Here is a 24910-nt window from a genome sequence, read left to right as displayed (position 1 = left end):
CGATTTTTGGGGCTCATGCCGTGAGCAGGCTCGCGGTTAGAAATATGCCGAAAGGAGGACATGATTCTAGTGTTTGACCAGTCCTACGGTTTGCGTTTTGATATTTATGAACGGATTCATTTGACGGAAGAATTGCCGGGCATTGCCGAGCTGGAAGAAGTGGAGCTCCTGCCCAATATCCAGGTCATCAGCCAGGATGAGCAGGTCGCGCTGCGCGGCCACCTGCTGCTTACCGGCTTGTACCGGGGGGACGGGGAAGAAGACGGGACGCAGCGGCTTGAGCATTTCATTCCCGTGGAGATTACGGTCCCTGCGAACCGCGTCACTTCGCTGGACGAAATATCGGTCGAAATCGAAAACTTCGACGTGGATCTTTTGTCCAAACGAAGCATGAACATTACCGGCGTCCTTTCGCTTCGCGGGATCGAGACCGCGGCGAGCGAACCGGAATCTTCATGGAATGCCGATGAATTTACCGTTGTACATGCGTCCGAGGATCCCGCGGAGGATCCGGTGCTTGCCGCTTTTTTGGAGGAAGGGGAGCTTGATGCCGATGAAGCGAAGGCCAGGGAACCGCACGATGAAGCAGCCGCGGACGAACAGGATGCGGAGGCATTTGCGACGGAAGGATTCGCTGCCGCTCCGAAGGCTGCGGGAAGCCCCGGCGATGCCGAAGCGGAGGCGGCTGAAAACGAACCGGCAGCCGTTAAGCGTCCTTCCGAAGAGGTGGCGCAGACGGAAGAAGAACCTGCGCTTGCCGCGTTACATACGGACAAGGAATCCGGGGAGCGCGGCGGAAAGGGCAAAAACCAGCCGAACGTTTGGCATTTCGAGCATGAAGACGAGTCGGAACTGCTGCATCCCGAAAAAACGGCGATCCAAGCGGATGAGGATACGGAAAAGGATCTCTACCTGACTTCCGTGGGTCAGGATCAGCCGTTTGAGCCTGCCTTCCCGTTCAGCGCTTTCCATAGCGAGTCGGTTGCGCAGGAAGAAGCGCCGGATGAGCGGGAAATGCGGGTCGCGCTCGGCAGCAAGAAGGAAGCGGAGTCCGGCGAAAAAGAAGCGATCGGATTTTCCTCGTTGCTATCCTCCAGCCGCTCCCAGAATCAGCAGGAGCAGCAGGCCGCCCCGGAAGAGCCGAAAGCGGAGGAGGCGGAACGCGAGTCGTCCGTGAGCGATGATATTCAGTGGCAGAATCTCTTTCTCGGCAGCAGCACCGAGAAAAACCAGTTCCGCAAGGTGCGCCTTTGCATCGTGCAGCGGGAAGAAACGCTGGAGACGATCGCCAGCCGCTACCAGCTCACCGCGCGCGAAATTTTGCTGTATAACCGTCTGTCCGAACAGACCGTCGAGGAAGGACAGATTCTCTACATCCCATAAATTCGCGTTGACGACGCCCGGTGCCCGAATAAGCGCCGGGCGGTTCTTTTTGTGCCTTCGCCGAAGGACCTTGTTTAAGAAAGATACATATGTTAATAATAAACGTTATAACGCGGAATCGACTTTAGGCAACGGCACCGGTTATGTTGACTAAAATCCGCAACCAAGTTATGATGTGTATATATTTTGTTGAAGAACGATGAACGGGAATAGTAGGATGACATGCCCTTCAGAGAGTGGAATTGCTGCGCTGAGAGATTCCGCAGGATGCTGTTTCAACCGAAGTCGCCCGGGAGTTGCCTGCTTGATCCCGTCCGCTTTTTGCGCCGGGTTAGGGCATGGCCGGCTGCAGCCGTTATCTGCATGAAGTGTCGCGTGCATGAAGGCATCCGTCCCCGGAGGACGGCCGCCGGAGAGATCTGGCGTAGAAGGTTGACCATGGCGCGAAACAAAGGTGGTACCGCGAAAGAACAGCCTTTCGTCCTTTGAGGACGGAAGGCTTTTTTGTTTTTCTTGCCAAGGATTGCCAAAATCCCGAAGAAAGCTGATCTTGTGATGGAGGAGTTAGAAAATGACAGAGCAGGACAACAAATTAACGACGGAAATGCCGACGACTTACGATCCGAAGGCTGCCGAGCAAAAATGGTACAAATATTGGATCGACGGCGAATTCTTTAAGGCGGGACAGCGCAAAGACGCAAAGCCTTACACCATCGTGATTCCGCCGCCGAACGTAACCGGCATGCTGCATATCGGGCACGCGCTCGATTTTACGCTGCAGGACATTTTGATCCGCACCAAGCGGATGCAGGGATATGACGCGCTGTGGCTTCCGGGCTCGGACCATGCCGGCATCGCCACCCAGACGAAAGTGGAGCAGAAGCTGCGCGAGGAAGGCGTTAGCCGTTATGACCTGGGCCGGGAGAAGTTCCTGGAAAAGGTATGGGAATGGAAGGAAAAATACGCCGAAACCATTCATGAGCAATGGGCGAAAATGGGCTTTTCCCTCGATTACTCCAGGGAGCGGTTCACGCTGGACGAGGGATTGTCCAAAGCGGTGCGCGAAGTTTTCGTCAAGCTGCATGAAAAAGGGCTCATATACCGCGGCAAACGCATCATCAACTGGGATCCGGCCGCCCGTACGGCGCTGTCGGACATCGAAGTCGAATATAAAGAGGTTCAAGGACATCTGTATCATCTTGCCTATCCGTTGAAAGACGGCAGCGGGCATATCACGGTCGCGACGACGCGTCCGGAAACGATGCTGGGCGATACCGCCGTCGCGGTTCATCCGAAAGACGAACGTTACAAGGACATGATCGGCAAAATGCTCGTGCTGCCGATCGTGGGCCGCGAAATCCCGGTCATCGCCGACGAGTACGTCGACAAGGAATTCGGAAGCGGGGCCGTTAAAATTACGCCTGCCCACGACCCGAACGACTTCGAGGTCGGCCTGCGCCATAACCTGCCGCAAATTACGGTGATGGACGAGACGGGCACGATGAACGACCAGGCCGGCAAATACGAAGGGCTTGACCGCAGCGAATGCCGGAAGCAAATCGTTCAGGACTTGAAGGAGCAGGGCGTTCTGATCCGGATCGAAGACCATGTCCATCAAGTCGGGCACAGCGAGCGCACCGGCGCCGTCGTAGAGCCGTATTTGTCCACGCAATGGTTCGTCAAAATGCAGCCGCTGGCCGAAGCGGCCATCGAAGCCCAGAAATCGGGCAAAGGCGTTAACTTCGTACCCGAACGTTTCGAAAAAACCTATTTGAACTGGATCGAAAACGTTCGCGACTGGTGCATTTCCCGCCAGCTCTGGTGGGGCCACCGCATTCCGGCTTGGTACTGCGACGACTGCGGCGAAGTTCACGTGGCATATGAAGAGGTCGCTACATGCTCCAAGTGCGGTTCCGCAAACCTCCATCAGGACGAGGACGTGCTTGATACCTGGTTCAGCTCCGGGCTGTGGCCGTTTTCGACGCTGGGCTGGCCGGACCAAACCGACGATTTGAAACGCTACTATCCGACGGACGTATTGGTGACCGGTTACGACATCATTTATTTCTGGGTAGCCCGGATGATCTTTACCGCGCTTGAATTCACCGGCGAAATTCCGTTCAAGGACGTGCTGATGCACGGACTGGTGCGCGATCCGGAAGGCAAAAAGATGTCCAAATCGCTCGGCAACGGCGTCGACCCGCTGGATGTCATCGAGAAGTACGGTGCGGACGCCATGCGCTACATGATTTCGACGGGCAGCACGCCGGGACAGGATCTGCGCTTCCGCTGGGAACGCGTCGAGCAGGCCCGGAACTTCGCCAACAAGATCTGGAACGCTTCGCGTTTCGCGCTTATGAACCTTGAAGGCTTCACGTACGGCGACATCGACATCAGCGGCAACCTGAGCACGGCCGACCGCTGGATTTTGCACCGTCTGAACGAAACTTCCCGGGACATCACGCGTCTAATAGATGCCTATGAATTTGGCGAAACCGGCCGCTTGCTGTATAACTTCATCTGGGATGACCTCTGCGACTGGTATATCGAATTTTCCAAGCTGTCGTTGTATGGGGAGGATGAAGCGGCGAAAAAGACGACGCAATCGGTGCTTGCCTATGTGCTCGACCGTACGCTCCGGATGATTCATCCGTTCATGCCGTTCATCTCCGAGGAAATTTGGCAGCATCTTCCGCATCAGGGCGACACGATCACGCTGGCGGCTTGGCCGGAATATGATCCGGCCCTCGAAAATGCCGATGCGGCCCGCGAAATGTCCCTGCTTATGGACGTGATCCGCGCGGTGCGCAACATTCGTGCCGAAGTGAACGTGCCGATGAGCAAAAAGGTCGAGCTCATGCTGAATGCCGGAGACGACCAGGTGCTGCAAATCGTCCGCCGCAACGAAATTTATGTACAGCGCTTCTGCAACACGTCGAGCTTCACGGCGGGAACCGGGCTTGAAGCGCCGGACAAGGCGATGACCGCCGTCGTCACCGGAGCCGAGCTTTACCTGCCGCTGGCGGGGCTGATCGATATCGATCAGGAAATCGCCCGCCTCGAAAAAGAGCTCAAGCACCTGAACAGCGAAGTGGAGCGCGTTGAAAAGAAACTTGGCAATCCGGGCTTCGTATCCAAAGCGCCAGCCAAAGTCATCGACGAAGAAAAGGCGAAAATGGCGGACTACGCCGAAAAACGGAGCAAGGTATTGGCTCGGATCGAGGAACTGAAGGGTTAAGTTGCTGAAGGAACCTGCCCCCGGGTGCGCCGGCATCCGGGGATCAAATAAATTTCAGAAGGTGAAATGGGAAATGGGAGATCGATTTGAAGGCTTCTCTTCTTTGCGCACTTACGCGGAAGCCGCCGACTGGATTAACGGGCTGATCCCTTTCGGAATACGCCCCGGCATGGCCAGAATTGAAAAAATGATGGAAATGCTGGGCCATCCGCACCGGCGGCTGAAATTCATTCATGTCGCGGGTACGAACGGCAAAGGCTCGACCTGCGCGTTTTTGACCCGGGTGCTTCTGCAAAGCGGCTATACCGTGGGAACATACACTTCCCCTTACATCACCAAGTTCACGAACCGTTTTCAATACAACGGCGAGGATATTCCCGAAGAAACGCTTCTGATGCTTGCGAATCGGCTGTACCCGATCGTTGAGGAAATTGCGGCGACCGAGCTCGGATCTCCGACGATGTTCGAGGTTTCGACGGCGCTTGCGATTTTGTATTACGCCGAGGAATGCGTGCCCGATATCGTCGTATGGGAGACCGGTCTGGGGGGAAGGCTGGATGTAACCAATATCGTATACCCGGTCGTGTCGGTCATCACGAACATCGGTATGGACCATACCGACATTCTTGGCGATACGGTCGAGCAAATCGCTTTTGAAAAAGCGGGGATCATCAAACCGGGCGTACCGGTGGTCAGCTGCGTGCAGCAGCCGGAAGCCATCGAGGTTTTGCGCAAAAAGGCGGAGGAATGCCGCACAACGCTGTATTTGGCCGGGGAAAAATTCACGTTCGAATACACGGGCGACCACGGTTCGCATCAATCCTTCCATTTCAACGGCCCGTTTCGGGAATACGATATTGAAATCGGCATGAAGGGCGAGTACCAGATTGCCAATGCGGCCGGGGCGCTGATGGCCCTGGAGGTTTTGCGCCAGTACATGGCTTTCGTCATGGAGGAAGAAGATATGTTGAAAGGGTTCCGGGATACGGTATGGGCCGGGCGGATGGAAGAAATCTCTTCGAATTCCGCGCCGCGCATCGTGCTGGACGGAGCCCACAATCCGGAAGGTGCGGAATCCTTGCGGAAAAGCATCGAGCGGCACTATCCGCACAAACGGTTAAATTTGATGATGGGAATGCTGGCGAATAAGCATCATGAATCCTATTTGAAGCATATACTTCCTATAGTGGATACGCTTATCCTGACCGAACCGGACTTCCGGAAAAAAATGGACGCTGCGGCGCTGCGCGATATCGCGGAGGGGCTGAAGCATTCCTACGGCAAACCGGATTTGCAGATCATCGTCGAACCGGATTGGAAAAACGCGCTGGAACTACTTAAGTCACGGACAGAAGCGGAGGATTTGGCGGTAGTATCCGGCACGCTTTATTTGATTTCGGATGTGCGGGCCGCTCTGCTGGGTCAATCCGATTCTGAAAAAGGTTGGTGAAAATCTGTTGAATTCTGAACATGTTCATTTTATCGGTATTGGTGGCTACGGGATGAGCGCCATTGCACGGGTTATGCTTGAAATGGGATACAAGATCACGGGTTCGGACGTGGCTTCCCAGGAATTAACGGAAAAATTGGCGGCCAAAGGCGCCAAAATTTATATCGGACATACGGCCGAGCAGGTTCACGGAGCGGATTTGGTCGTATATTCGACGGCTTTGCCGAAAGACAACGTGGAACGCGTCGAAGCGGAACATCTGAACATTCCGATTCTGCACCGGTCGCAAATGCTGGCAAGACTGCTGAACGAACGCAAGGGCGTGGCGGTCGCCGGCGCTCACGGCAAGACGACCACGTCCTCCATGATCGCTTTGGTGATGGAAGAATGCGGCATCGACCCGACGTATATCATCGGCGGGGAAATCATGAACGTCGGTACGAACGCAAAAGCCGGAAAAGGGGATTTCGTCGTCGCCGAAGCGGACGAAAGCGACGGCTCGTTCCTGCAGTATCATCCTTGGCTCGGCATCGTGACCAACATCGAAGCCGACCATCTGGAAAACTATGACGGCGATTTTGAAAAGCTGAAAAAAGCTTACGTTCAATTTCTGAATCAGATCCGCGAAGACGGCACGGCCGTCGTATGCGCGGACGACGATAACATCCAGGCGATCATTCCGGGCATCCGCTGCCAAGTGGCGACGTACGGCATCGACGCCAAGGACGCGGAATACACCGCAACCGATCTGGCGCTCGGAGACCGCCAGGTATCCTTTACGATGAACCATAAGGGCGAACCGCTCGGAACGGTGCAATTGTCGGTGCCGGGCCGCCATAACGTATACAATGCGATGGCAACGGTCATCTCCTGCCTGAAGGCGGGAATTTCGTTTGAGCAAATCGCCGGCGCCATCTCCAAATTCCATGGGGCGAAACGCCGGTTCCAAGTGCTGGGCGAAAAAGACGATATCCTCATTATCGACGACTACGCTCACCATCCAACGGAGATCGAAGCCACGATCAGTGCGGCCAAAGCGACGGGAAAACGGATCATCGCCGTATTCCAGCCGCAGCGCTACAGCCGTACCTTTTTCCTGCTGGATGCGTTTAGCCGCGCGTTCGGCGATGCGGACGAGGTCATCATTACCGATATCTATTCGCCGGCAGGGGAAAAGCAAATCGAGGGGGTACACTCCGCCAAGCTGGTCGAGCTGATCGTGCAAAACAGCAACAGCGGGGCCCGATACCTCCCGACAAAAGAGGATGTGCTGGCCGACCTGAAGCAAAGAATCAAGCCGGGTACCCTCGTGCTTACGATGGGTGCCGGGGACATATGGAAAGTCGGCTACCAGCTGGCCAAGGAGCTGTAGCCCTTCCAGGGCCGCGGCTTACATAGAAACAAAGCGAAGAGGTCTTCCCGGAATGCGCCCAGGCTGCGTACGGGAGGCCTCTTTCTTTTGGGCTTCGATAACTTGCCCGAATTCATGATCCCCAGGCGGCATAAGTCCGGACAATCCGTCATATATTCCTTGTAATAGAGACAAGGGTGAGGTGTATGACCGTGAACAAGGCGAGAATGACATTTCGCTTTAATCAGGACCCGCCGCGAGGACTCGATTCCGGGCAGGAAACGACGAAAAAAGCGGAGCAAACGTTCAAACCGATGCCCGGGAGGGAAGCCGCGCCGGTTCAGGCCGAAAACGGCATGCCTCCGCGGCACGAGCCTATAGAGGACAGGCCCGAAAAAAAACTGCATGTCGTATCGGGACAAATGCAGGGGTGGTCGGATCCTTTTCATAAAGACGAGCCTTGGGATGAAATGATCTCGGGCTGGCCGCGGGAGGACGCAAAAGAGGAGCATCGGCGCGAGAAAACGGATGACGTCGAATTATATGATTCAGGGAGCAGCGACGATCTTTCGGGAGAATGGCGGAATCTGGCGGACGAAGTGTATCCGGAGCTGGGGAACGTGTCCTACCGGCCGAGACGTCCGGCATCGCCCTGGAAAGTCATCGGCACGATTACGGGCGCCGTGGTTACGGGGGCATTGTTCGGCTTCGTGATTCTGTCGTTTTTCAAGGATGGCTCAGGCGGTTCGATCGTCCCGGCCAAGCCGGGTACGGAAAACGTGGCGGAAAGCTCCGGGGAGCCGGTGAAGGCTGCACCCGTCGCCGTTTCGGTGCAGGGGCGGTCGTATTACGTCCTTCAGTACGGCTTGTTCAGCACGAAGGAAGGGGCCGAGCAGGCCAAAAAGGAACTGGAGCAATACGGGCTTGCGGCGGGCAACGACCCGGATGAGGAGTACCGCGTGTATGCCGGCATCTCGACCGACCGCGAACAGGCCAAGCTGCTCAGCAGCCAGCTTAAAGACAAGGGAATGGACCTGTACGTTAAGGAAATCACGCTGCCGGCGGTCAGCGAGCTGAAATTCGCCGGGGATGCGAACACGGCGGGCCGCTATTTCGAAACAAGCTCCGAATTGGCGTCGAAGCTGAGCACGCTGTCGGCTGCGCTGCTCAGCCAAGAAAAACCCGGGGCTTTAAACGCAAGCGAGCAGGCCGCCGTCACGGACATCCACAGCCGCTGGACCGAAGCGATGAAATCGTTCCAGACGGGATTAAGCCGGGAGGATGAGCAGCTGGGGGCCCAAATCGAACAAACGATGAACAGCGCGGTTTCGGCTTTGACGGAATACAACCGGAACGCGAGCAAGGCGCTGCTTTGGGAAATTCAGTCCCGCATGATGCAATACGTCATGCAGCAAAAGGAACTGATTTCCAAACTAGGAAAAGCGTAAAGTTTTTTTCCTAAAGAGAATGCAGTGTCCGACGACCGAAAATTCAAGTAACAGAGCCTATCCGGTATGGAACTGGAAATAGTTCCCCATGCCGGATTTCTGTTTGTATTGACGTACAAATAACCGTATAATAAATTGGGTGTCAAATTATGGCGAGGGAAGAGAAGGATGAAAAAGAACGTAGGTATACTGCTCTTGTTTTTGCTGCTTGGCTGGCTGGCGGGTGCCTGGATCGCAAAGGCCCTGGAACCTGTACAAGCCCTTTCCTTTCTGACTGCTGCAACACCGATCGAGTGGTCACCGCAAGCTAATTTGGACATTATCAGCTACGACATCACCATTAAATTTAAACTGAGCCTGCTGAGTTTGATCGGCATCATTGTCTCCGTGTGGCTGTATCGCAGGCTGTGAACTACAAGAAAAAGGAGATCCTTCCATTGAAATCGAACCATTCGCGCCGGGTCGTACTGGCATCAACCTCACCCAGAAGGCAGGAGCTGATCGCTTCTCTACATATTCCGTACGAGATCCGTCCGAGCTACGCCGATGAACATACGCCAAGCGACTGGACTCCCCGGGAAATCGTCGAAGGTTTGGCGCTGCGCAAGGCGCAGGCCGTATACGAAGAAATCGGCGATCCGTCGGAAAATGCCGTCGTCGTCGGCAGCGATACGATCGTTGTTCTGGAGGATCAGGTGCTGGGAAAACCGGCGGATGATGCGGACGCTTTTCGAATGCTGAAATCATTACAAGGCAGATCCCATCAAGTGTTTACGGGAGTCGCATGCATCGATGCGGCAACGGGGCAAACGCTGGTCCGTCACCGCATGACGCGGGTCGCCATGAAAACATTGTCGGATGCAACGATCCAAGCTTACGTCAAAAGCGGCGAGCCTCGCGATAAAGCGGGGGCTTACGGGATTCAAGGCCTCGGCTCCACGCTCGTGGAAGGCATCGAAGGCTGTTACTTTACCGTCGTCGGTTTGCCCCTTTCGCTGCTGAGCGACATGCTGTCGGAATTCGGGATCGACGTTCTTTGAATTTTGGATGAGATATGAGTGAAAGGAAAGTAGGGGAACTATGGAGCCGCAAACGTACATGTTGCGCGACATCCCCCATCAGGAACGACCGAGAGAACGCATGCTGCAGTATGGGGCGAGCGCCTTAAGCAACGCTGAACTGCTTGCCATTTTGCTTCGGACGGGAACAACGCAGGAGTCTGCCATCCATTTGGCGCAGCGTATTTTGCAGCAGGTCGGCAGCATGCGCCGGCTTGTTGATATGAGCGCCGAGGAGTTGATGGCCATCAAGGGCATCGGCAGCGCCAAAGCGGTTCAGCTCAAAGCCGGAATCGAGCTTGGGCAGCGCCTGGCCCGAACCCGCATGGACGAACCCGTCGTCATCCGCAGCCCGCGTGATGCGGCGGACGTGCTCATGGAGCAGCTGCGTTATTTGCAAAAAGAACATTTTGTCTGTCTGTTTTTAAATACGAAAAATCACATTATTGCTCAAGAGACGCTTTCAATCGGGAGTTTGAATGCCTCCATCGTCCATCCGCGCGAGGTGTTCCGCGCCGCCATCAAGCGCAGCAGCGCTTCGATCCTATGCGCGCACAACCATCCGAGCGGAGATCCGGCCCCAAGCCCCGAAGACATCTCGCTGACGTCAAGGTTGAAGGAAGCGGGAGAAATCGTAGGGATTGAAGTGCTGGATCATCTCATTATCGGCGACGGGGAATTCGTCAGTTTGAAGGAGCAAGGCTTGATGTAATATAATAGTTGAGATTGACGAAGAAAGGGAGATTACAGCATGTTAGGGAGCTTCACGAAAGATTTGGGAATTGATTTGGGGACGGCGAATACGCTTGTTTATGTCCGTGGAAAAGGTATTGTCGTAAGGGAACCTTCGGTTGTTGCGATCCGTACGGATACGAAAAGCATCGAGGCCGTCGGCGAGTCCGCGAAAAAAATGATCGGGCGCACGCCGGGCAACATCCGTGCCATCCGTCCGATGAAAGACGGCGTTATCGCCGATTTCGACACGACGGCAACCATGATTAAATATTTTATCCGTCAAGCTCAAAAACAGCGCTCGATGTTCCAGCGCCATCCGAACGTGATGGTGTGCGTGCCGTCCGGCATTACGGCCGTCGAACAGCGCGCGGTCGAAGATGCGACGAAGCAGGCCGGAGCCCGCGAGGCCTACACGATCGAAGAACCGTTTGCGGCGGCGATCGGCGCCGATCTTCCGGTCTGGGAACCGACCGGCAGCATGGTCGTCGATATCGGCGGCGGCACGACCGAAGTGGCCGTCATCTCGCTCGGCGGCATCGTGACGAGCCGTTCCGTGCGCGTGGCCGGCGACGAAATGGATGAATCGATCATCCAGTACATTAAACGCCAGTACAATTTGATGATCGGCGAAAGAACGTCCGAACAGCTTAAAATGGAAATCGGCTCCGCCCTGCCTCTGGAGCAGGTAGAGACGAGCGAAATCCGCGGCCGCGACCTGGTGACCGGCTTGCCGAAGACGATCACGATTACGTCCGACGAAATCAGTGAAGCTCTCTCCGATACGGTCAACGCGATCGTGGAAGCCGTGAAGGTGACTTTGGAGAAATGCCCGCCGGAGCTGGCAGCGGACATTATGGACCGCGGCATCGTGCTTACGGGAGGCGGGGCGCTGCTGCGCAACCTGGACAAGCTGCTTGCGGAAGAAACCGGCATGCCTGTCATCGTTGCCGAAAATCCGCTCGACTGCGTCGCCATCGGCACGGGCAAAGCGCTTGAAAACATTCATTTGTTCAAATCCCGCAGCAGCTCGGCCGTGCGTTCGAAGCGCTAAGCCGGAAATTGTGGGTCAACCCCTGATATTGGGAGAGAAATCAGTAGAGTAAGAGGGTGTTGAAACTGTTTAAGCTGCTTGGAAACAAACGCTTATTTGTCATTTTAATCGCCCTTGTTATGTTTATCGCACTGATGGGTTTCACGCTCGGACCCAGGGCAACGTTGTCCTGGCCCGAGAAGTTTTTGAGGGATACTGTCGGCTTTGTCCAAAACATCATTTATAAGCCCGCTGGATACGTAGCGGGCTTGTTTAAAGATATCGGCAATATGCGAGAGATATACAAGGAAAATGAACAATTGAAAATTGCGTTGGCCCAATATACGCGGGAAAAAGCGAATTATAATTTTATCGAGAAGCAGAATAAAGAGCTTATGGAAGATTTGCATTTCACGGAGCAGCAAAAAAATAAATTCAATTATTCCTATCATATCGCTCAAGTCATCAGCGTAAACGCGGATCCGGTCAATAAGACGTTGGTTATCGATCTTGGCGAAAGGGACGGCGTCAAAGTAGGACAGTCGGTGATATCCATAAAAGGCATGGTGGGCGTGATCAGCCATGTCAGCAATTTTACGTCGACGGTGAAGCTGATTACGGCCATGGACGCCAAGGACCCGAATTCGAACGGGATAGCCGTCACATCGATGAACAATCATCAAACCTTCGGCATCGTGGAAAGTTATGACGAGGCGACGCAGACGCTGCTCATGACCCAGATTAAGCAGGATGATCCGATCAAACGCGGGGATACGATCGTATCGTTGGGCGATACCGACAAGTATCCGCGGGGGTTGATCATTGGAGAAGTAGTTAACGTGCAGGAAAGCAAGTTCGGCAAAACCAAAACGGCAACGATTAAGCCAGCGGCCGAATTCCAGGATTGGAAGCAGCTGTTCGTCGTCTTTACGCCGGAGGCACCGAAGTAATGAATGTGCGCAAGCAAGTTCTTCTTCTGCTGCTGTTTCTGTTGTTTATCCTGGAAGGTACCCTGATCCCGTGGATCCTGCCGGGTTCCTGGCAAAATATCCTTTCGCCGAATCTGGTATTTATCGTTTTGCTGTTTGTTTCGATTTATCATAACCGTCATACGGCTTTGGTTCTCGGCATCATTTTCGGCATGCTCCATGACGTCGTTTTTTACGGCGATATGATCGGCACTTATTCTTTGGTGATGGGTTTTTCAACTTATATTATGGGCTTCATTTTCCGCGTACGGCGCGCCCCGATGCCCGTCATGATGACGGTCGTCATTCTGGGCAGCCTGCTGTTCGACAGCATGCTGTACGCCATCTACCGGCTGTTTTCGCTGACGCAGTTGACCTACGACTGGAATTTGCTGCATCACATTCTCCCCGATCTCGTGCTTCATTTCGTGTTCGGGCTTATCATTTACGTTCCTTTGCGCAAGCAGCTTGAAAAAATTGCTAGGCGGGAGACAAAAGAAAAGGCGGCATAAGTCTCGCCGCCATTTTTCTTTTCCGGCAGGAACTTTGCCTCGCGAAGGCGAAATGTAATGAGATAGGGGGGACAGGCATGGCAGTCAAATCGAATCATGTCACGATTAAGGGCATCAAAGATGGCCTGGTATTCCTGCTTGACGATGAATGCGAATATGAGGAACTGCTTGGCGAACTCCGCTATAAGCTGGAGCACAGCCATCAAAATATTTTAACCGGTCCGATCATCCATGTGGACGTAAAATTAGGATCAAGGCGGATTACGGAAGAACAGAAGCAGCGCATGCTCGACATTTTGAAACAAAAGGGGAACCTGCTCATCCGCTCGGTCGAATTTCCGGAACCGGAGCAGGCGCAAGTTCCGCCTTACAAAATCATGTGCGGCATGGTAAGGTCCGGCCAAGTGCTTCACCATGACGGGGACCTGCTTTTTTTGGGGGACGTGAACCCCGGAGGCAGCATCTTGTGCACGGGGGATATTTACATATTGGGGGCCTTGCGCGGCATGGCACATGCAGGGGTCGACGGCAACGAGGATTCGATTATCGCCGCATCCCATTTTGCCCCGACGCAGCTTCGGATCGCGGAACAAATCAGCCGTCCTCCCGATGAATGGGAGACGCGCGAAACCAGTATGGAATTCGCTTTTTTGCAAAACGGCGCCATGCAAATCGACAAAATCAGCAACATTGTACGCTTGCGGCCTGATTTTAACGTGTTTAAAGGGGTGTAGCACATATGGGAGAGGCTATTGTCGTTACTTCCGGTAAAGGCGGTGTCGGAAAAACCACCACTTCGGCCAACATCGGGACTGCGCTTGCACTGCTCGGCAAAAAGGTATGTCTGGTGGACACGGACATCGGCCTCCGCAATTTGGACGTGGTCATGGGCCTGGAAAACCGGATCATTTACGATTTGGTCGACGTGGCGGAAGGGCGCTGCCGTTTGAATCAAGCGCTTGTAAAAGACAAACGTTTCGATGAGCTGTATATGCTGCCGGCCGCCCAGACGAAGGACAAAAACGCCGTGTCGCCGGAACAGGTCAAAGACATTGTTTTAGAGCTGAAAAAAGAGTATGAATACGTCATCATCGACTGTCCGGCAGGAATCGAGCAAGGATTCAAAAACGCCATCGCCGGCGCGGACAAAGCGATCGTCGTCACGACGCCGGAAAACGCCGCCGTCCGCGACGCGGACCGGGTGATCGGTCTCCTCGAGAGCTCCGAGATCGCATCTCCGAAGCTGATCGTCAACCGCATCCGCCCGAATCTCGTGAAATCGGGGGATATGCTCGATATCGAGGACGTCATCCAGGTGCTGAACATCGATCTGATCGGGATCGTGCCCGATGACGAACTTGTGATCAAAGCGGCGAACAGCGGCGAGCCGACGGTGATGAATCCCGATTCCCGGGCAGCGATCGCCTACCGCAACATTGCCCGCCGCATTTTGGGGGATACGGTACCACTGATGCATTTGGATCAGAAAAAAGGCATGTTTTCGAAATTCAAAAAGATTTTCGGCATAGGCTAATTGTCGCTATGCTCCAACTCTCTCGTTGTATGCGGGAGAGTTTTTTGTTATTTCAACAGATATGGACCGGAGTAAGGAGCGAATGCCCGTTTCCCGGTCTTTTTTTACTTCAGCGGGATGAGGGCGCGGCTTTTTTTTCGGGACAAAAAATGAAAAAGAGGTATAACCGGGCTCCGAAAGAGGTTAAGTTACTTGAATAGGAGAATATTTCGGGATAGCGGCCTCCCGGTCATCCGGCTTTTGAAAGGAGTGATCCGCCATGCTTGGCATATTGGCAGCCATTTTTATCATTCAAATCGTGTACGTCTCGTTTTTTACGCTGCGCATGATCCTGACGCTGAAAGGGCAAAAATATTTGGCGGCGGTGCTCAGCATGTTCGAAATTACCATTTACGTCCTGGGTCTCAGCATCGTCCTGAAATACGTCAACCAGCCGCTCAGCCTCATCGTTTATGCCGTCGGCTACGGGCTGGGCGTGCTTGTCGGTTCCTGGATCGAGGGACGGATCGCGCTCGGATACATCACGATGAAAGTCATCGTCAACGATCCGCAAAGCAACATGGCCAACGCGCTGCGGGACAACGGGTACGGGGTGACTTCGTGGATCGGAAGCGGCCGCGACGGGCACCGGCTCGTATTTGAAGTGCTGGCCAAGCGGAAAAATCAGAAGAAATTGTACAATTCCATTCTGGAGCTCGACCCGAAAGCCTTTATCGTCGTGACCGAACCGGTGATGCTTCACGGAGGATTTTGGACCCGCGGCACTAAAAAATAAACCGGCGAAAACTTGTTTCACCTTGGATTGAATAGGGTAATGAATGAAACATAAGACTGCGGATGCGCCTTCCTTTTTTTCGTAGGAATGTACGGTGAATTCGTTATCCGTTTCGGGTCGGGGGAGAAGCACCAGATCTCGTGGAAGGCCGGAAAGCTGCGCCTTTTGCGCATGCTTTTCGTTTTCGAGCGACATTTACATAGCCGAGTCACAAGGTGGAATGTTAAGGTATGCATTTCGAATGCCGTAACGAAGATTTTTAGGTTTGTTCATAAAGATAATGACCTCACGGTTTCCTCTTTGTTTTCCACCCCATCCATACATGCGCTTGACCTCTGTTTCGTTTTGGTTTTGTCTCTTGGCTTCCTACGGCTCCTCGATTTCCGGGGAGTTTTGCAAACTGGGAAAGCCTTAGTCCAGCCTTCCTAACCGTTTTTTGCGTCCCCCGACGGATGATATGCCGAATGCTCCGCATAATATGGATAATGCTTGCAAAGGGGCGATTGAATGATAGTACTGGATCATGTGAACAAGGTTTACGACAATGGCTTTCACGCATTGAAAGACATTAACCTGGAATTCAAAAAAGGAGAGATTACCGTTCTGATCGGACCGAGCGGCTGCGGCAAATCGACGACGATGAAGCTGATCAACGCGTTGAACACGCCGTCCTCGGGCAGGGTGCTGATCGACGGCAAGGACATCTCGGGAATGAATCCGGTGGAACTGCGGCGCAATATCGGTTATGTCATTCAAAGCGTCGGTTTGTTTCCCCATATGAACATTTCCAGAAACGTGGGCGTGGTACCCCGCTTGAAAAAATGGGACAAAGATAAAATCGAACGCACGGTAAACGAACTGCTGGACATGGTCGGCCTCGACCATACGATCTACGGCTCGCGTTATCCGTCGGAGCTTAGCGGCGGGCAGCAGCAGCGGGTCGGCGTCGTACGTGCCTTGGCGGCGGATCCGGACATCATCTTGATGGACGAACCGTTTTCGGCCCTGGACCCGATCAGCCGCGAGCAGCTGCAGGACGAGCTGATCCGGCTTCAGCAGGAGCTTCATAAAACGATCATTTTCGTGACCCATGACATGGACGAAGCGATCAAAATCGCCGATACCATCGTGCTGATGAAAGCGGGCGAGGTAGTGCAGACCGGCAAGCCGGACGCGATTTTGCGCCATCCGGCCAACGACTTCGTGCGGAATTTTATCGGGCAAAAACGTCTTCAGGACGAAGGCGGAAGCGAAAGCACTTATCAAATCCCGCTCGTCGACGAAGTGATGATCACGAACCCGGTAACCGTATTCCCGAGCCGGGGGCTGGCCGAGGCCATCAAAGTGATGGAGATGAAGCGGGTCGATTCCCTGCTCATCGTGGACCGGAACAAACAGCTCCAAGGGGCGGTGTCCATTTACCGGGTGCTCGACCAATACGGCGAAGAAGGCAAAACGGTGGCCGACGTCATGCAGCCGGTCCGTTATTCGGTCGCGTCCGGAAGCACGCTTGCGCAGGCGGTTGAACTGATGGACAGCCATCAGCTCAGCAATCTTCCCGTCGTGGACAGCAGCAACCGTTTTCTCGGATTGATTACGAGGGGCAGCGTCGTAAAACATTTGGCCGAGGTTTACCCAGGGGTCGACCGCTCTGCCGCCGGCGGAGAGGGTGAGTGATATGAACGCGTTTTGGAGTTTTATCACGGAGCGGTATCCCGACATTTTAAAGGCGCTGCAGGAGCATTTGGCCATTTCGTTTTCGGCGGTCATCCTGGGGACGATCATTGCGGTACCGCTGGGGATTATCCTCGTATACAGCCGGGTCGGCTGGATCAACAGCATCGTGTTTTTCGTCGCCAACCTGTTCCAGACGGTGCCGAGCCTGGCGCTGCTGGCGATTTTGATCCCGCTGCTCGGCATCGGGATGCGACCTGCCATACTGGCGCTGCTTCTGTATTCGTTGATGCCGATCCTGCGGAACACGTACGACGGTTTTCATTCGGTCGATAAAGGCGTGCTGAATTCCGCCAAAGGGATGGGGTACAGCACCGCGCAAACCATCATGAGAATTCAGCTCCCGTTATCCCTTCCCTATATCATGTCGGGCATCCGGATTACGACGGTGTACATCATCAGTTGGGCGACGCTTGCCTCCCTGATCGGCGCCGGCGGTTTGGGACAACTGATCGTATCCGGCCTTGGCGTCAACAAACCCGAGATGATCTTTATCGGCGGAATCGGCGCGATCCTTTTGGCCTTGGTCGCCGACGCGCTGCTTGGCCTGCTGGAGGGCTGGCTCGGCAGGCATTACCACCAGACAAGGGAGTCTGCGATATGATGCGCCGGATCAAAGATTCGAGCCGGAACAAGGGGGGGCGTGACGTGATGAGACTGAAACGGATGAAAAAAACAACGCTGCTTTTTTTGTCTTGCATATTGGCCGGTTTGCTGTCTTCATGCGGGATTCAGGCCGACGTGACGATCGGGGCGCAGACGTTTACCGAAACGAAAATTTTGGCGGAAATGTACAAGGCGCTGATTGAGGACCGTACGAACTTGAAAGTGGACATTATTCCCGATCTAGCATCCAGTCCGCTGGTGTTAAACGCGATCACCAGAAACGACGTGCAAATGGGAACGCTCTACTCCGGAGAAATTTTTAATAACCATTTTCCGATCAGCGGTTCGAAGGAACGCGCCCAGGTTCTGAAGGAGGCCCAGGAAGGCTTCCAAAAATACTACAACCTGACGTGGATGAACCCGCTCGGCTTTGAAAATACGTATGCTTTTACGGTGCGCAAGGATCTGGCCGAATCCAAAGGTTACGCGAACATTTCCGACGTCAAAAAGGATATGGCGAGCATGAAGCTCGGCGTCGACACGACCTGGCTGGAACGGAGCACCGACGGTTATCCCGCGTTCTCCAAAGCCTACGGCATCAAGTTCGGCCAGGTGTTCCCGATGGAGATCAGCCTGGTGTACAGCGCGGTCGCGGGCAAGCAGGTCGACATCGTGCTGGCTTATTCCACGGATTCGAGGTTAAAGGCGTACAACTTGAAGACGCTGAAGGACGACAAGCAGTTTTTCCCTCCTTACGACGCGAGCCCCGTGCTGCGTACGGACCTGCTGAAAAAACATCCCGAAATCGAAGACGCGATCGCGCCGCTCATCGGCCATCTGGACGCGGATACGATGATCTCGCTGAATTACCAGGTGGACATCGAGAAAAAAAGCGAGCGGGAGGTTGCCATCGCGTATTTGAAGCAGCAGGGACTACTGAAAAGCTAAAGGAGGGGAAGAAGCAATGGAAAACAAACATTTGACTTTCATGGATTTTCTGTCCTACGTGTCCCGCAACAGCGGTTTGCTGTGGGAATATTTCATCCAGCACATCCTTATGGTGGTCATCGGCCTGGGACTGGCGGTCATCGTCGGCGTGCCGCTCGGTATCCTTTGTTCGAGAAGCCGCTGGGCGGCCAAAATCGTCTTGTTCATCACAAACATTCTGCAGGTGGTTCCGAGCCTGGCCATGCTCGTCGTGCTGATGCTTTGGCTGGGACTTGGGATGAAGACGGTGATGGTGGGGCTTTTCCTGTATTCGCTCAACCCGATCGCGCGCAACACGTACGTCGGGCTGAAGCAGGTCCCCGCAAGTTATCTCGAATCGGGAAAAGGCATCGGCATGAGTCCGCTGCAGCTGCTTCTCAAAGTCCGGTTTCCGTTGTCGCTGACGTATATCATGTCTGGTCTGCGGATCGCTGCCGTCATCGCCATCGGCGTCGTCACGATCGCTCCGCTTGTCGGCGGCGGCGGCCTTGGGCGGGAAATTTACGCCGGCCTGAACAGCAACAACTCGCTGCGCATTTTTGCGGGTGCCATTCCCGCCGCCGTGCTGGCCATCGTGGCCGATCTCGTGCTCGGCTATCTGCAGCGCAAAATGGATTTAGCGAAACGAAAATCGGCGGCGCCGCCGGCACCAGCCAAGGCTCAGAACATCGGGTGACGGCTTTATAGCCGCCGAGTCTTCAGAAGGAATCCCCTCGCGTCGAGGGGGTTCCTTTTTCGCTGGACCCCTGCCGTCGAACCCAGGACTGGAATACCCTTCCGGCGCGCTTTCAGGCTTGTTCTAAATTCGGGACATCCCCTCATAAAATAGAATAAAAACAAGCCTCGAAAGGGGAACGCAAACCATGGACATCAAATCTTCCATCAAACAGCGCAGGGAAGAGCGCATCCGGGATCTTCTGCTTCGCGAGGAACCGGCCCCCCCGTCGCCGCAGCCCGTTCAGGAACAACCGTTATGGAACAAAGGCCGGCTGCCGGAGCCGCTTGCGCCGGAGCCCGATCCCGAGAAGGTCTGGAAAAAAGAGCATGCCAAAGGCGGCGGCCCGTCTTACCATAAATCCCGTTTCGTTTCAGGTTTTATGTGGCGCGTGTTTTTCAGCGTTATTTTGTTTGGCCTGATCTGGGGCCTTTTCCAATATCCTCAGCCTTGGAGCACGAAAATCCAGGATTACGTCATGCAGTCGCTGAACCGCGAGATGGACTTCCAGGCGGTCGAAGCCTGGTACGAATCCCACTTCGGCGAAGCGCCGGCGTTTATCCCGATTTTCAAGCAAAACCAGACATCGCCGCTCAAAGTCAATGCTTCCAAATCGCTGTATCCGCCGATGGAAGGCGATATCGTCCAATCGTTCGCCGTGAACTTGAAGGGCGTGGAGATTGCCCCGAAAAACGGAACCGGCTTGCCGCCTGACGTCAAAAGCGTGGAGACGGGCCGCGTCATCGACATCTCCGGCAGCGCCGAATCCGGCATCACCGTGACGATCCAGCATACCGGCAAGTTGGTGGTATCCTATGGGCATTTGGCCAAAACGCGTTTGCAAAAAAACGACTGGGTCGAAGGCGGGGACGTGATCGGCCAATTGCAGGCCGCAGCGGAAGGGGAGACGCCGACCTTGTTTTTGTCCATGAAGGAGGATGGCGACTACGTGGACCCGGCGGACGTGATTCCCATTGATTAACATCCGGGGCATCACGTTGTCGCTGCATCCTTTTTTTGTCATTCTGATGCTGTTTTCCGTCATGACGGGGCATTTTCTCGAGCTGATCGTCTTATTTGCGATCGTGTTCATCCATGAGCTGGGCCATCTTGCCGCCGCGCTGCTGAGCGGCGTCCGCATCCGCTCGGTTCAGATGCTTCCGTTCGGCGGGGTGGTCGAAATCGAGGACCATGGCCAGCTGACGGCCTGGAAGGAGATCGGCATCGCCCTCGCCGGACCGGCGATGAACGCGGCGATGATCGGCGGCGTGCTCCTGCTGCGCGAGGCCGGCTGGGGAAACGGCGCCTTTTTGTCTTATGTCGTTTACGGCAACGCCATGATCGCCATCTTCAACCTGCTGCCGATCCTTCCGCTGGACGGGGGGAAAATCCTGCATGCCGCCGCCAGCCTGCTGTTTCCTTACCACCAAACGCTGCTCTGGTCCTCCCGAATCAGCCTTGCGGGCAGCGCAGCCGTTGTGCTGGTCTCGGTTTTTCCGCTTTTGCAGGGCGAAGCGAAGGTCCAGCTTAATCTGTTGATGATCGGCGTATTTCTTCTCTATTCCAACTGGGTGGATTACCGCCATATTCCCTTCCGTTTTACGCGATTTCTCATGAACCGGGAGAGGGGGTACGACGCGGCCGCCAGGAAAGGCGGGTTTGCCCAGCCGATCATTGCCGATCAGGCGAAACATTTGGACAGCATTTTGCGTCTATTTAAAAGAGGGAAGTACCATGTCGTTTATGTGATGAACAAACAAGGGGGCGTGATCGCCATGCTTCCCGAACAGCGCCTGATTTCGGCTTATTTTGCCACGGAGCGCCCAACGCTGCCGCGGTGAACCGGTCGGGCTGCTGGAAACATGCGGCGAGACTAAAATGGGGGCAATCCCGAAATAGAGCTTTGGAGCTAAAAAGGAGATTTCATGGTAATATGGGATGTAAATGTCTTCTGGCAGGGGTGAAGCCATGAAACAAATGATTGTTCATTGTGAACCGAAACTGACGCAGATGGCCCTCTTGGAGGAAGGCAAGCTGGTGGAGTTTGCGGCCGAACGCAGCCAAAACCACGGACTGGTGGGCAGCTTTTATAAAGGACGCGTCGTCAATGTGCTTCCCGGCATGCAGGCGGCGTTTGTGGATATCGGGCATAAAAAAAACGCGTTTTTATATGTCGATGACGTGCTGCATCCGAACCTGGAAAAGCAGCCGAAGGAGAAACCGCCGATCGAGACGCTGCTGCGGGTAGGTCAGGAAATCGTCGTCCAGGTGATGAAGGAGCCGCTTGGCAGCAAGGGGCCCCGCGTGACCACGCATTATTCGCTTCCGGGCCGGTGGGTTGTTTTTATGCCCAATGCGGACTATGTCGCCGTTTCGAAAAAGGTAAGCAAGGACCAGGAGCGCAGCCGCCTTAAAATGCTGGGGGAAGAGATCCGTCAGAAGGGCGAAGGCGTTATCATGCGGACGGTATCCGAGGAAGAACATCCGGACGCGATCTTCGGCGATCTCGCCCTGCTGCGCGAGCAGTGGGCCGCCATTCAGAAGCGCGCCGAGGCTGCTGCAGCGCCCGCGCTTTTGCACCGCGATTTGAGCATCGTGCAGCGGTTTATCCGGGACGTGTTTGACCCGCAGCATGACCAGCTTCAGATCGACAACGCCAAGGAAGCGAAGGAAGCGGAGGCGTTCCTGGAGGAAATCGCCCACGGCAGCCACTTGCCCGTGAACGTGTACCAAGGGCAGGAGCATATTTTTAAAGCGTTTGGCATCCAGGAACAGATCGAGCGGGATTTTTCGCGCAAAGTCATTTTGGAAAGCGGCGGTTCGATCATATGGGATCAGACGGAGGCGCTCACCGTCGTCGACGTGAATACGGGCAAGTATACCGGCGGGGAAAGCCTTGAGGATACGGTGACGAGGATCAACCTGCAGGCCGCCGAGGAGATTGCCAGGCTGATCCGGCTCCGCGACGCCGGCGGCATCATCATCGTCGACTTTATCGACATGGAGCAGGAAAAACACCGGCAAGAGGTCGTGGACAGGCTTGAAGCCGGCATGAGCAAGGACCGCACGAAAAGCCACGTGGTCGGCTGGACCAAGCTCGGCCTGCTTGAATTGACGCGCAAGAAGGTCAGGGACGACACGGCGATGCTTCAGGCGAAGCCTTGTGACCACTGCGACGGCACGGGGCGGATCAGCCTTCTGGGCATCCATTGACTTGGTTCCGTTGTTATGTTAATATCTATGAGTATGTGTCCAGTGTTTCTCTCAAATGCTTGTCACATGCTGTAACCGCTCCGGTCGGGTCAACAAGCGCAGCCTTCGGGAGGCCACCTGGATCAGGCGAGTCTGAGACATGAGGAGGTGCAAGCAATGTACGCAATTATCGAAACTGGCGGCAAACAATACAAAGTTCAAGAGGGCGACGTATTGTACATCGAAAAACTGAATGCAGGCGACGGCGAAAGCGTGACTTTCGACCGTGTTCTGGCTGTATCCGGTGACAACGGTTTGGTAGCTGGTACGCCAGTCGTATCCGGCGCATCCGTAACCGCAAAAGTGGAGAGACATGGCAAAGGTCAAAAGGTTGTTGTATACAAATACAAACCTAAAAAGAACTACCACAAGAAACAAGGCCATCGTCAACCTTACACTAAAGTAACCATCGAAAAAATCCAAGCGTAAGAAGGTGCGCTCCTTTGATACAAGTGCGCATACTACGACGCAAGGATGGAAGCATCCATGGCTTCGAGGTGAAAGGTCATGCGAACTTTGCGAAACACGGAGAGGATATCGTGTGCGCCGGCGTATCGGCGGTCACCGTCGGAACCGTGAACTCGCTTGAGGAACTGACCGGAACCGTGATGGACAGCAGAATGAAAGACGGGTTTCTGAGCGCTTATTTTCCGGTTGACAGAGAACAAGGCACGGATCCGCGGTCGCAGCTGCTGCTCGAGTCCATGGTCGTCATGCTGAATTCGATCGCAGAATCATACGGGACGTATATTCAAATAAAAGAAGTGACTAATTAAAGAAGGAGGTAGACAACATGTTAAAGTTGAATCTTCAATTGTTCGCATCGAAAAAAGGTGTGGGTTCCACGAAAAACGGACGTGACAGTGAAGCGAAACGCCTTGGCGTAAAGCGTGCTGACGGACAAACCGTTACCGGCGGAAGCATCTTGGTTCGCCAACGCGGAACGAAAATTCATCCTGGTACGAACGTGGGCATCGGTAAAGACGATACTTTGTTTGCAAAAGTGGACGGCGTCGTGAAATTCGAACGTTGGGGCCGCGACCGCAAAAAAGTGAGCGTCTACCCTGTTGATGCTGCTCCGGTAGCGGCAGCAGTGGAAGCGTAAGTGTCTTCGCGGATCACGGGTTGATACACAAGAAGAGCCTTCGGCAGTGCTTGCCGAGGGCTTTTTTTTAACAGTTGGGATTTATGCCGATACGATTCCGCCAAGGGCAGATGCGTCGGCATCGGAGCGAAGGCCGGCCGGATTTGCGTGGAACGCCTTCCGGATTTACGGATCGGGTCGTTTAAGTTTTGAACGGGTGGATGAACAACCGAGGATTGCTGTGGTATACTGGTAATTGATGTAAGGATGATCGGTGATCAGGAATGGGGAGAGGCCATTTGAAATCCTGGAAATGCATATTGGCTATAATCGCCGCATCTGTAGTCGTTCCTTTGTATTTCGTGGTGCGGGACAAGTCGTTCATCTGGAGCATCGTGCTGATGTTGTGGGTGGCTGCGGCTTTGGCCGGAGGTTTCGTCATCATGAGCCGCAGGCAGGAGGAGGAGCGGCAAACGCTGCTTCGAGGCTTCGAAGAAAGCGCCATAAGGACGCTGAACCACCATCGCCATGATTGGATGAACGACCTGCAGATTTTGTATGGTTATATCCGGCTCGGAAAAATTGATAAAGCTGTGGAGTGTGTGGAAAGAATAAAGGTACGGATGAACCGGGAAAGCAAAATTTCGAAGCTGGGCATCCCGTCTCTCGTGTTCTTTCTGCAGTCGTTCCGGACTGCAAACAGCGACTTGGAGCTTGAGGTCGACGTGGATCAGGACATTCAGCTCGATAAATTGAGCCCGAGGGACGGCGCCGATCTGGCGGCCGTCATCATGGAGACCGTCCGGGCTTACCAGGCCGGGGGGAAGGCGTCTTGGGCGGACACCCGCAAACTGTATCTGAGCCTGCGCCAGAACGGTCCGGAAATCGTCGTAGGTTTTGAAGGGGAAGGCCCCATGGGGGACCCGGAATTATTGAAGCAGCAAATTTATAATGTGGTACAAGGCAAACGAATGAAAGCGGAGCAGCTTCATCCCTCCCAGGCTTCGTTTCTGTTACGCGTGCCGTGTGAGTCATGAGGAAGGTGAAGTC

Annotated in this window: 25 protein-coding genes and 2 other annotated features; all 25 genes read left to right on the top strand. The window is 54.5% G+C overall.

What is annotated here, in order from left to right; genetic code table 11:
- Positions 1 to 60 precede the first annotated feature (60 nt).
- The 25 genes from NYE48_RS20625 (at position 61) to NYE48_RS20505 (ending at position 24897) form a co-directional block, all read left to right on the top strand.
- Positions 61 to 1383 carry a LysM peptidoglycan-binding domain-containing protein gene (locus tag NYE48_RS20625; RefSeq protein ID WP_340999825.1) on the top strand — a complete coding sequence of 441 codons (1323 nt, stop codon included), beginning with the start codon at positions 61 to 63 and terminating at the stop codon, positions 1381 to 1383.
- Between the two features lie 190 nt (positions 1384 to 1573).
- Positions 1574 to 1872, top strand: a binding site (T-box leader).
- An 82-nt stretch (positions 1873 to 1954) separates the two neighbouring features.
- Positions 1955 to 4621, top strand: a complete 2667-nt coding sequence (locus NYE48_RS20620; RefSeq protein ID WP_036713004.1) for a valine--tRNA ligase — start codon at positions 1955 to 1957, stop codon at positions 4619 to 4621.
- Between the two features lie 73 nt (positions 4622 to 4694).
- The gene (locus NYE48_RS20615; RefSeq protein ID WP_340999824.1) at positions 4695 to 6071 is read left to right on the top strand and encodes a bifunctional folylpolyglutamate synthase/dihydrofolate synthase; all 1377 of its coding nucleotides are present in this window, start codon (positions 4695 to 4697) and stop codon (positions 6069 to 6071) included.
- 4 nt (positions 6072 to 6075) lie between these two features.
- Positions 6076 to 7443, top strand: a complete 1368-nt coding sequence (murC, locus tag NYE48_RS20610) for a UDP-N-acetylmuramate--L-alanine ligase (RefSeq protein WP_212952652.1) — start codon at positions 6076 to 6078, stop codon at positions 7441 to 7443.
- Positions 7444 to 7634: 191 nt separating this feature from the next.
- Positions 7635 to 8870: an SPOR domain-containing protein gene (locus tag NYE48_RS20605; RefSeq protein ID WP_340999823.1), complete on the top strand. Its 1236-nt coding sequence runs from the start codon at positions 7635 to 7637 to the stop codon at positions 8868 to 8870.
- 168 nt (positions 8871 to 9038) lie between these two features.
- Positions 9039 to 9281 (top strand): DUF4321 domain-containing protein, encoded by a 243-nt coding sequence (locus tag NYE48_RS20600; protein WP_340999822.1) that lies wholly within the window; start codon positions 9039 to 9041, stop codon positions 9279 to 9281.
- Positions 9282 to 9307: 26 nt separating this feature from the next.
- On the top strand, positions 9308 to 9910 hold the full coding sequence (locus NYE48_RS20595) for a Maf family protein (RefSeq protein ID WP_340999821.1): 603 nt from the start codon (positions 9308 to 9310) through the stop codon (positions 9908 to 9910).
- Between the two features lie 40 nt (positions 9911 to 9950).
- The gene (gene radC, locus NYE48_RS20590) at positions 9951 to 10640 is read left to right on the top strand and encodes a RadC family protein (RefSeq protein ID WP_340999820.1); all 690 of its coding nucleotides are present in this window, start codon (positions 9951 to 9953) and stop codon (positions 10638 to 10640) included.
- A 39-nt stretch (positions 10641 to 10679) separates the two neighbouring features.
- On the top strand, positions 10680 to 11714 hold the full coding sequence (locus NYE48_RS20585; protein ID WP_036713014.1) for a rod shape-determining protein: 1035 nt from the start codon (positions 10680 to 10682) through the stop codon (positions 11712 to 11714).
- Between the two features lie 56 nt (positions 11715 to 11770).
- Positions 11771 to 12643: a rod shape-determining protein MreC gene (gene mreC, locus NYE48_RS20580; RefSeq protein ID WP_340999819.1), complete on the top strand. Its 873-nt coding sequence runs from the start codon at positions 11771 to 11773 to the stop codon at positions 12641 to 12643.
- Positions 12643 to 13173, top strand: a complete 531-nt coding sequence (gene mreD / locus NYE48_RS20575; protein WP_212952642.1) for a rod shape-determining protein MreD — start codon at positions 12643 to 12645, stop codon at positions 13171 to 13173. The genes mreC and mreD overlap by 1 nt, the downstream gene beginning before the upstream one ends.
- Positions 13174 to 13250: 77 nt before the next feature.
- Positions 13251 to 13907 carry a septum site-determining protein MinC gene (minC, locus tag NYE48_RS20570; RefSeq protein WP_036713018.1) on the top strand — a complete coding sequence of 219 codons (657 nt, stop codon included), beginning with the start codon at positions 13251 to 13253 and terminating at the stop codon, positions 13905 to 13907.
- Between the two features lie 5 nt (positions 13908 to 13912).
- On the top strand, positions 13913 to 14707 hold the full coding sequence (gene minD, locus NYE48_RS20565) for a septum site-determining protein MinD (protein ID WP_036713019.1): 795 nt from the start codon (positions 13913 to 13915) through the stop codon (positions 14705 to 14707).
- Positions 14708 to 14966: 259 nt separating this feature from the next.
- Entirely contained in the window at positions 14967 to 15482 is a 516-nt protein-coding gene (locus NYE48_RS20560; RefSeq protein ID WP_036713021.1) for a DUF2179 domain-containing protein, read from the top strand.
- Between the two features lie 507 nt (positions 15483 to 15989).
- On the top strand, positions 15990 to 17159 hold the full coding sequence (locus NYE48_RS20555; RefSeq protein WP_212952640.1) for a betaine/proline/choline family ABC transporter ATP-binding protein: 1170 nt from the start codon (positions 15990 to 15992) through the stop codon (positions 17157 to 17159).
- 1 nt (position 17160) lies between these two features.
- Positions 17161 to 17820 (top strand): ABC transporter permease, encoded by a 660-nt coding sequence (locus NYE48_RS20550; protein WP_212952638.1) that lies wholly within the window; start codon positions 17161 to 17163, stop codon positions 17818 to 17820.
- Positions 17821 to 17867: 47 nt separating this feature from the next.
- Positions 17868 to 18770 carry a glycine betaine ABC transporter substrate-binding protein gene (locus NYE48_RS20545; RefSeq protein ID WP_212952650.1) on the top strand — a complete coding sequence of 301 codons (903 nt, stop codon included), beginning with the start codon at positions 17868 to 17870 and terminating at the stop codon, positions 18768 to 18770.
- 16 nt (positions 18771 to 18786) lie between these two features.
- Complete coding sequence (locus tag NYE48_RS20540) at positions 18787 to 19485, top strand: ABC transporter permease (protein ID WP_340999818.1); 699 nt, start codon at positions 18787 to 18789, stop codon at positions 19483 to 19485.
- 187 nt (positions 19486 to 19672) lie between these two features.
- Entirely contained in the window at positions 19673 to 20506 is an 834-nt protein-coding gene (locus NYE48_RS20535) for a M23 family metallopeptidase (protein ID WP_212952637.1), read from the top strand.
- On the top strand, positions 20499 to 21365 hold the full coding sequence (locus NYE48_RS20530) for a M50 family metallopeptidase (RefSeq protein ID WP_340999817.1): 867 nt from the start codon (positions 20499 to 20501) through the stop codon (positions 21363 to 21365). The genes NYE48_RS20535 and NYE48_RS20530 overlap by 8 nt, the downstream gene beginning before the upstream one ends.
- A 127-nt stretch (positions 21366 to 21492) precedes the next feature.
- Positions 21493 to 22737, top strand: coding sequence for an Rne/Rng family ribonuclease (locus NYE48_RS20525; RefSeq protein ID WP_212952635.1), 1245 nt, complete (start codon positions 21493 to 21495; stop codon positions 22735 to 22737).
- Positions 22738 to 22800: 63 nt separating this feature from the next.
- Positions 22801 to 22881, top strand: a sequence feature (ribosomal protein L21 leader region).
- A 12-nt stretch (positions 22882 to 22893) separates the two neighbouring features.
- Positions 22894 to 23205, top strand: a complete 312-nt coding sequence (rplU, locus tag NYE48_RS20520) for a 50S ribosomal protein L21 (RefSeq protein WP_036713027.1) — start codon at positions 22894 to 22896, stop codon at positions 23203 to 23205.
- Between the two features lie 14 nt (positions 23206 to 23219).
- Positions 23220 to 23552 (top strand): ribosomal-processing cysteine protease Prp, encoded by a 333-nt coding sequence (locus NYE48_RS20515; RefSeq protein ID WP_212952633.1) that lies wholly within the window; start codon positions 23220 to 23222, stop codon positions 23550 to 23552.
- Between the two features lie 17 nt (positions 23553 to 23569).
- Entirely contained in the window at positions 23570 to 23881 is a 312-nt protein-coding gene (gene rpmA, locus NYE48_RS20510; protein ID WP_036713030.1) for a 50S ribosomal protein L27, read from the top strand.
- 278 nt (positions 23882 to 24159) lie between these two features.
- Entirely contained in the window at positions 24160 to 24897 is a 738-nt protein-coding gene (locus NYE48_RS20505; RefSeq protein WP_340999816.1) for a Spo0B domain-containing protein, read from the top strand.
- Positions 24898 to 24910 lie beyond the last annotated feature (13 nt).

The organism is Paenibacillus sp. FSL M7-1455 (assembly GCF_038004655.1).
Taxonomy (GTDB): Bacteria; Bacillota; Bacilli; order Paenibacillales; family Paenibacillaceae; genus Paenibacillus_AQ; species Paenibacillus_AQ cookii.
Note: the sequence above shows the minus strand (reverse complement) of the source record. Positions and strands in the feature narration are given on the sequence as shown.

Coding starts and splice junctions, on each gene's coding strand:
- NYE48_RS20625 (WP_340999825.1), top strand. CDS start 61: ATGATTCTAGTGTTTGACCAGTCCTACGGTTTGCGTTTTGATATTTAT.
- NYE48_RS20620 (WP_036713004.1), top strand. CDS start 1,955: ATGACAGAGCAGGACAACAAATTAACGACGGAAATGCCGACGACTTAC.
- NYE48_RS20615 (WP_340999824.1), top strand. CDS start 4,695: ATGGGAGATCGATTTGAAGGCTTCTCTTCTTTGCGCACTTACGCGGAA.
- NYE48_RS20600 (WP_340999822.1), top strand. CDS start 9,039: ATGAAAAAGAACGTAGGTATACTGCTCTTGTTTTTGCTGCTTGGCTGG.
- radC (WP_340999820.1), top strand. CDS start 9,951: ATGGAGCCGCAAACGTACATGTTGCGCGACATCCCCCATCAGGAACGA.
- NYE48_RS20585 (WP_036713014.1), top strand. CDS start 10,680: ATGTTAGGGAGCTTCACGAAAGATTTGGGAATTGATTTGGGGACGGCG.
- mreD (WP_212952642.1), top strand. CDS start 12,643: ATGAATGTGCGCAAGCAAGTTCTTCTTCTGCTGCTGTTTCTGTTGTTT.
- minC (WP_036713018.1), top strand. CDS start 13,251: ATGGCAGTCAAATCGAATCATGTCACGATTAAGGGCATCAAAGATGGC.
- minD (WP_036713019.1), top strand. CDS start 13,913: ATGGGAGAGGCTATTGTCGTTACTTCCGGTAAAGGCGGTGTCGGAAAA.
- NYE48_RS20560 (WP_036713021.1), top strand. CDS start 14,967: ATGCTTGGCATATTGGCAGCCATTTTTATCATTCAAATCGTGTACGTC.
- NYE48_RS20555 (WP_212952640.1), top strand. CDS start 15,990: ATGATAGTACTGGATCATGTGAACAAGGTTTACGACAATGGCTTTCAC.
- NYE48_RS20550 (WP_212952638.1), top strand. CDS start 17,161: ATGAACGCGTTTTGGAGTTTTATCACGGAGCGGTATCCCGACATTTTA.
- NYE48_RS20545 (WP_212952650.1), top strand. CDS start 17,868: ATGAGACTGAAACGGATGAAAAAAACAACGCTGCTTTTTTTGTCTTGC.
- NYE48_RS20540 (WP_340999818.1), top strand. CDS start 18,787: ATGGAAAACAAACATTTGACTTTCATGGATTTTCTGTCCTACGTGTCC.
- NYE48_RS20535 (WP_212952637.1), top strand. CDS start 19,673: ATGGACATCAAATCTTCCATCAAACAGCGCAGGGAAGAGCGCATCCGG.
- NYE48_RS20525 (WP_212952635.1), top strand. CDS start 21,493: ATGAAACAAATGATTGTTCATTGTGAACCGAAACTGACGCAGATGGCC.
- rplU (WP_036713027.1), top strand. CDS start 22,894: ATGTACGCAATTATCGAAACTGGCGGCAAACAATACAAAGTTCAAGAG.
- rpmA (WP_036713030.1), top strand. CDS start 23,570: ATGTTAAAGTTGAATCTTCAATTGTTCGCATCGAAAAAAGGTGTGGGT.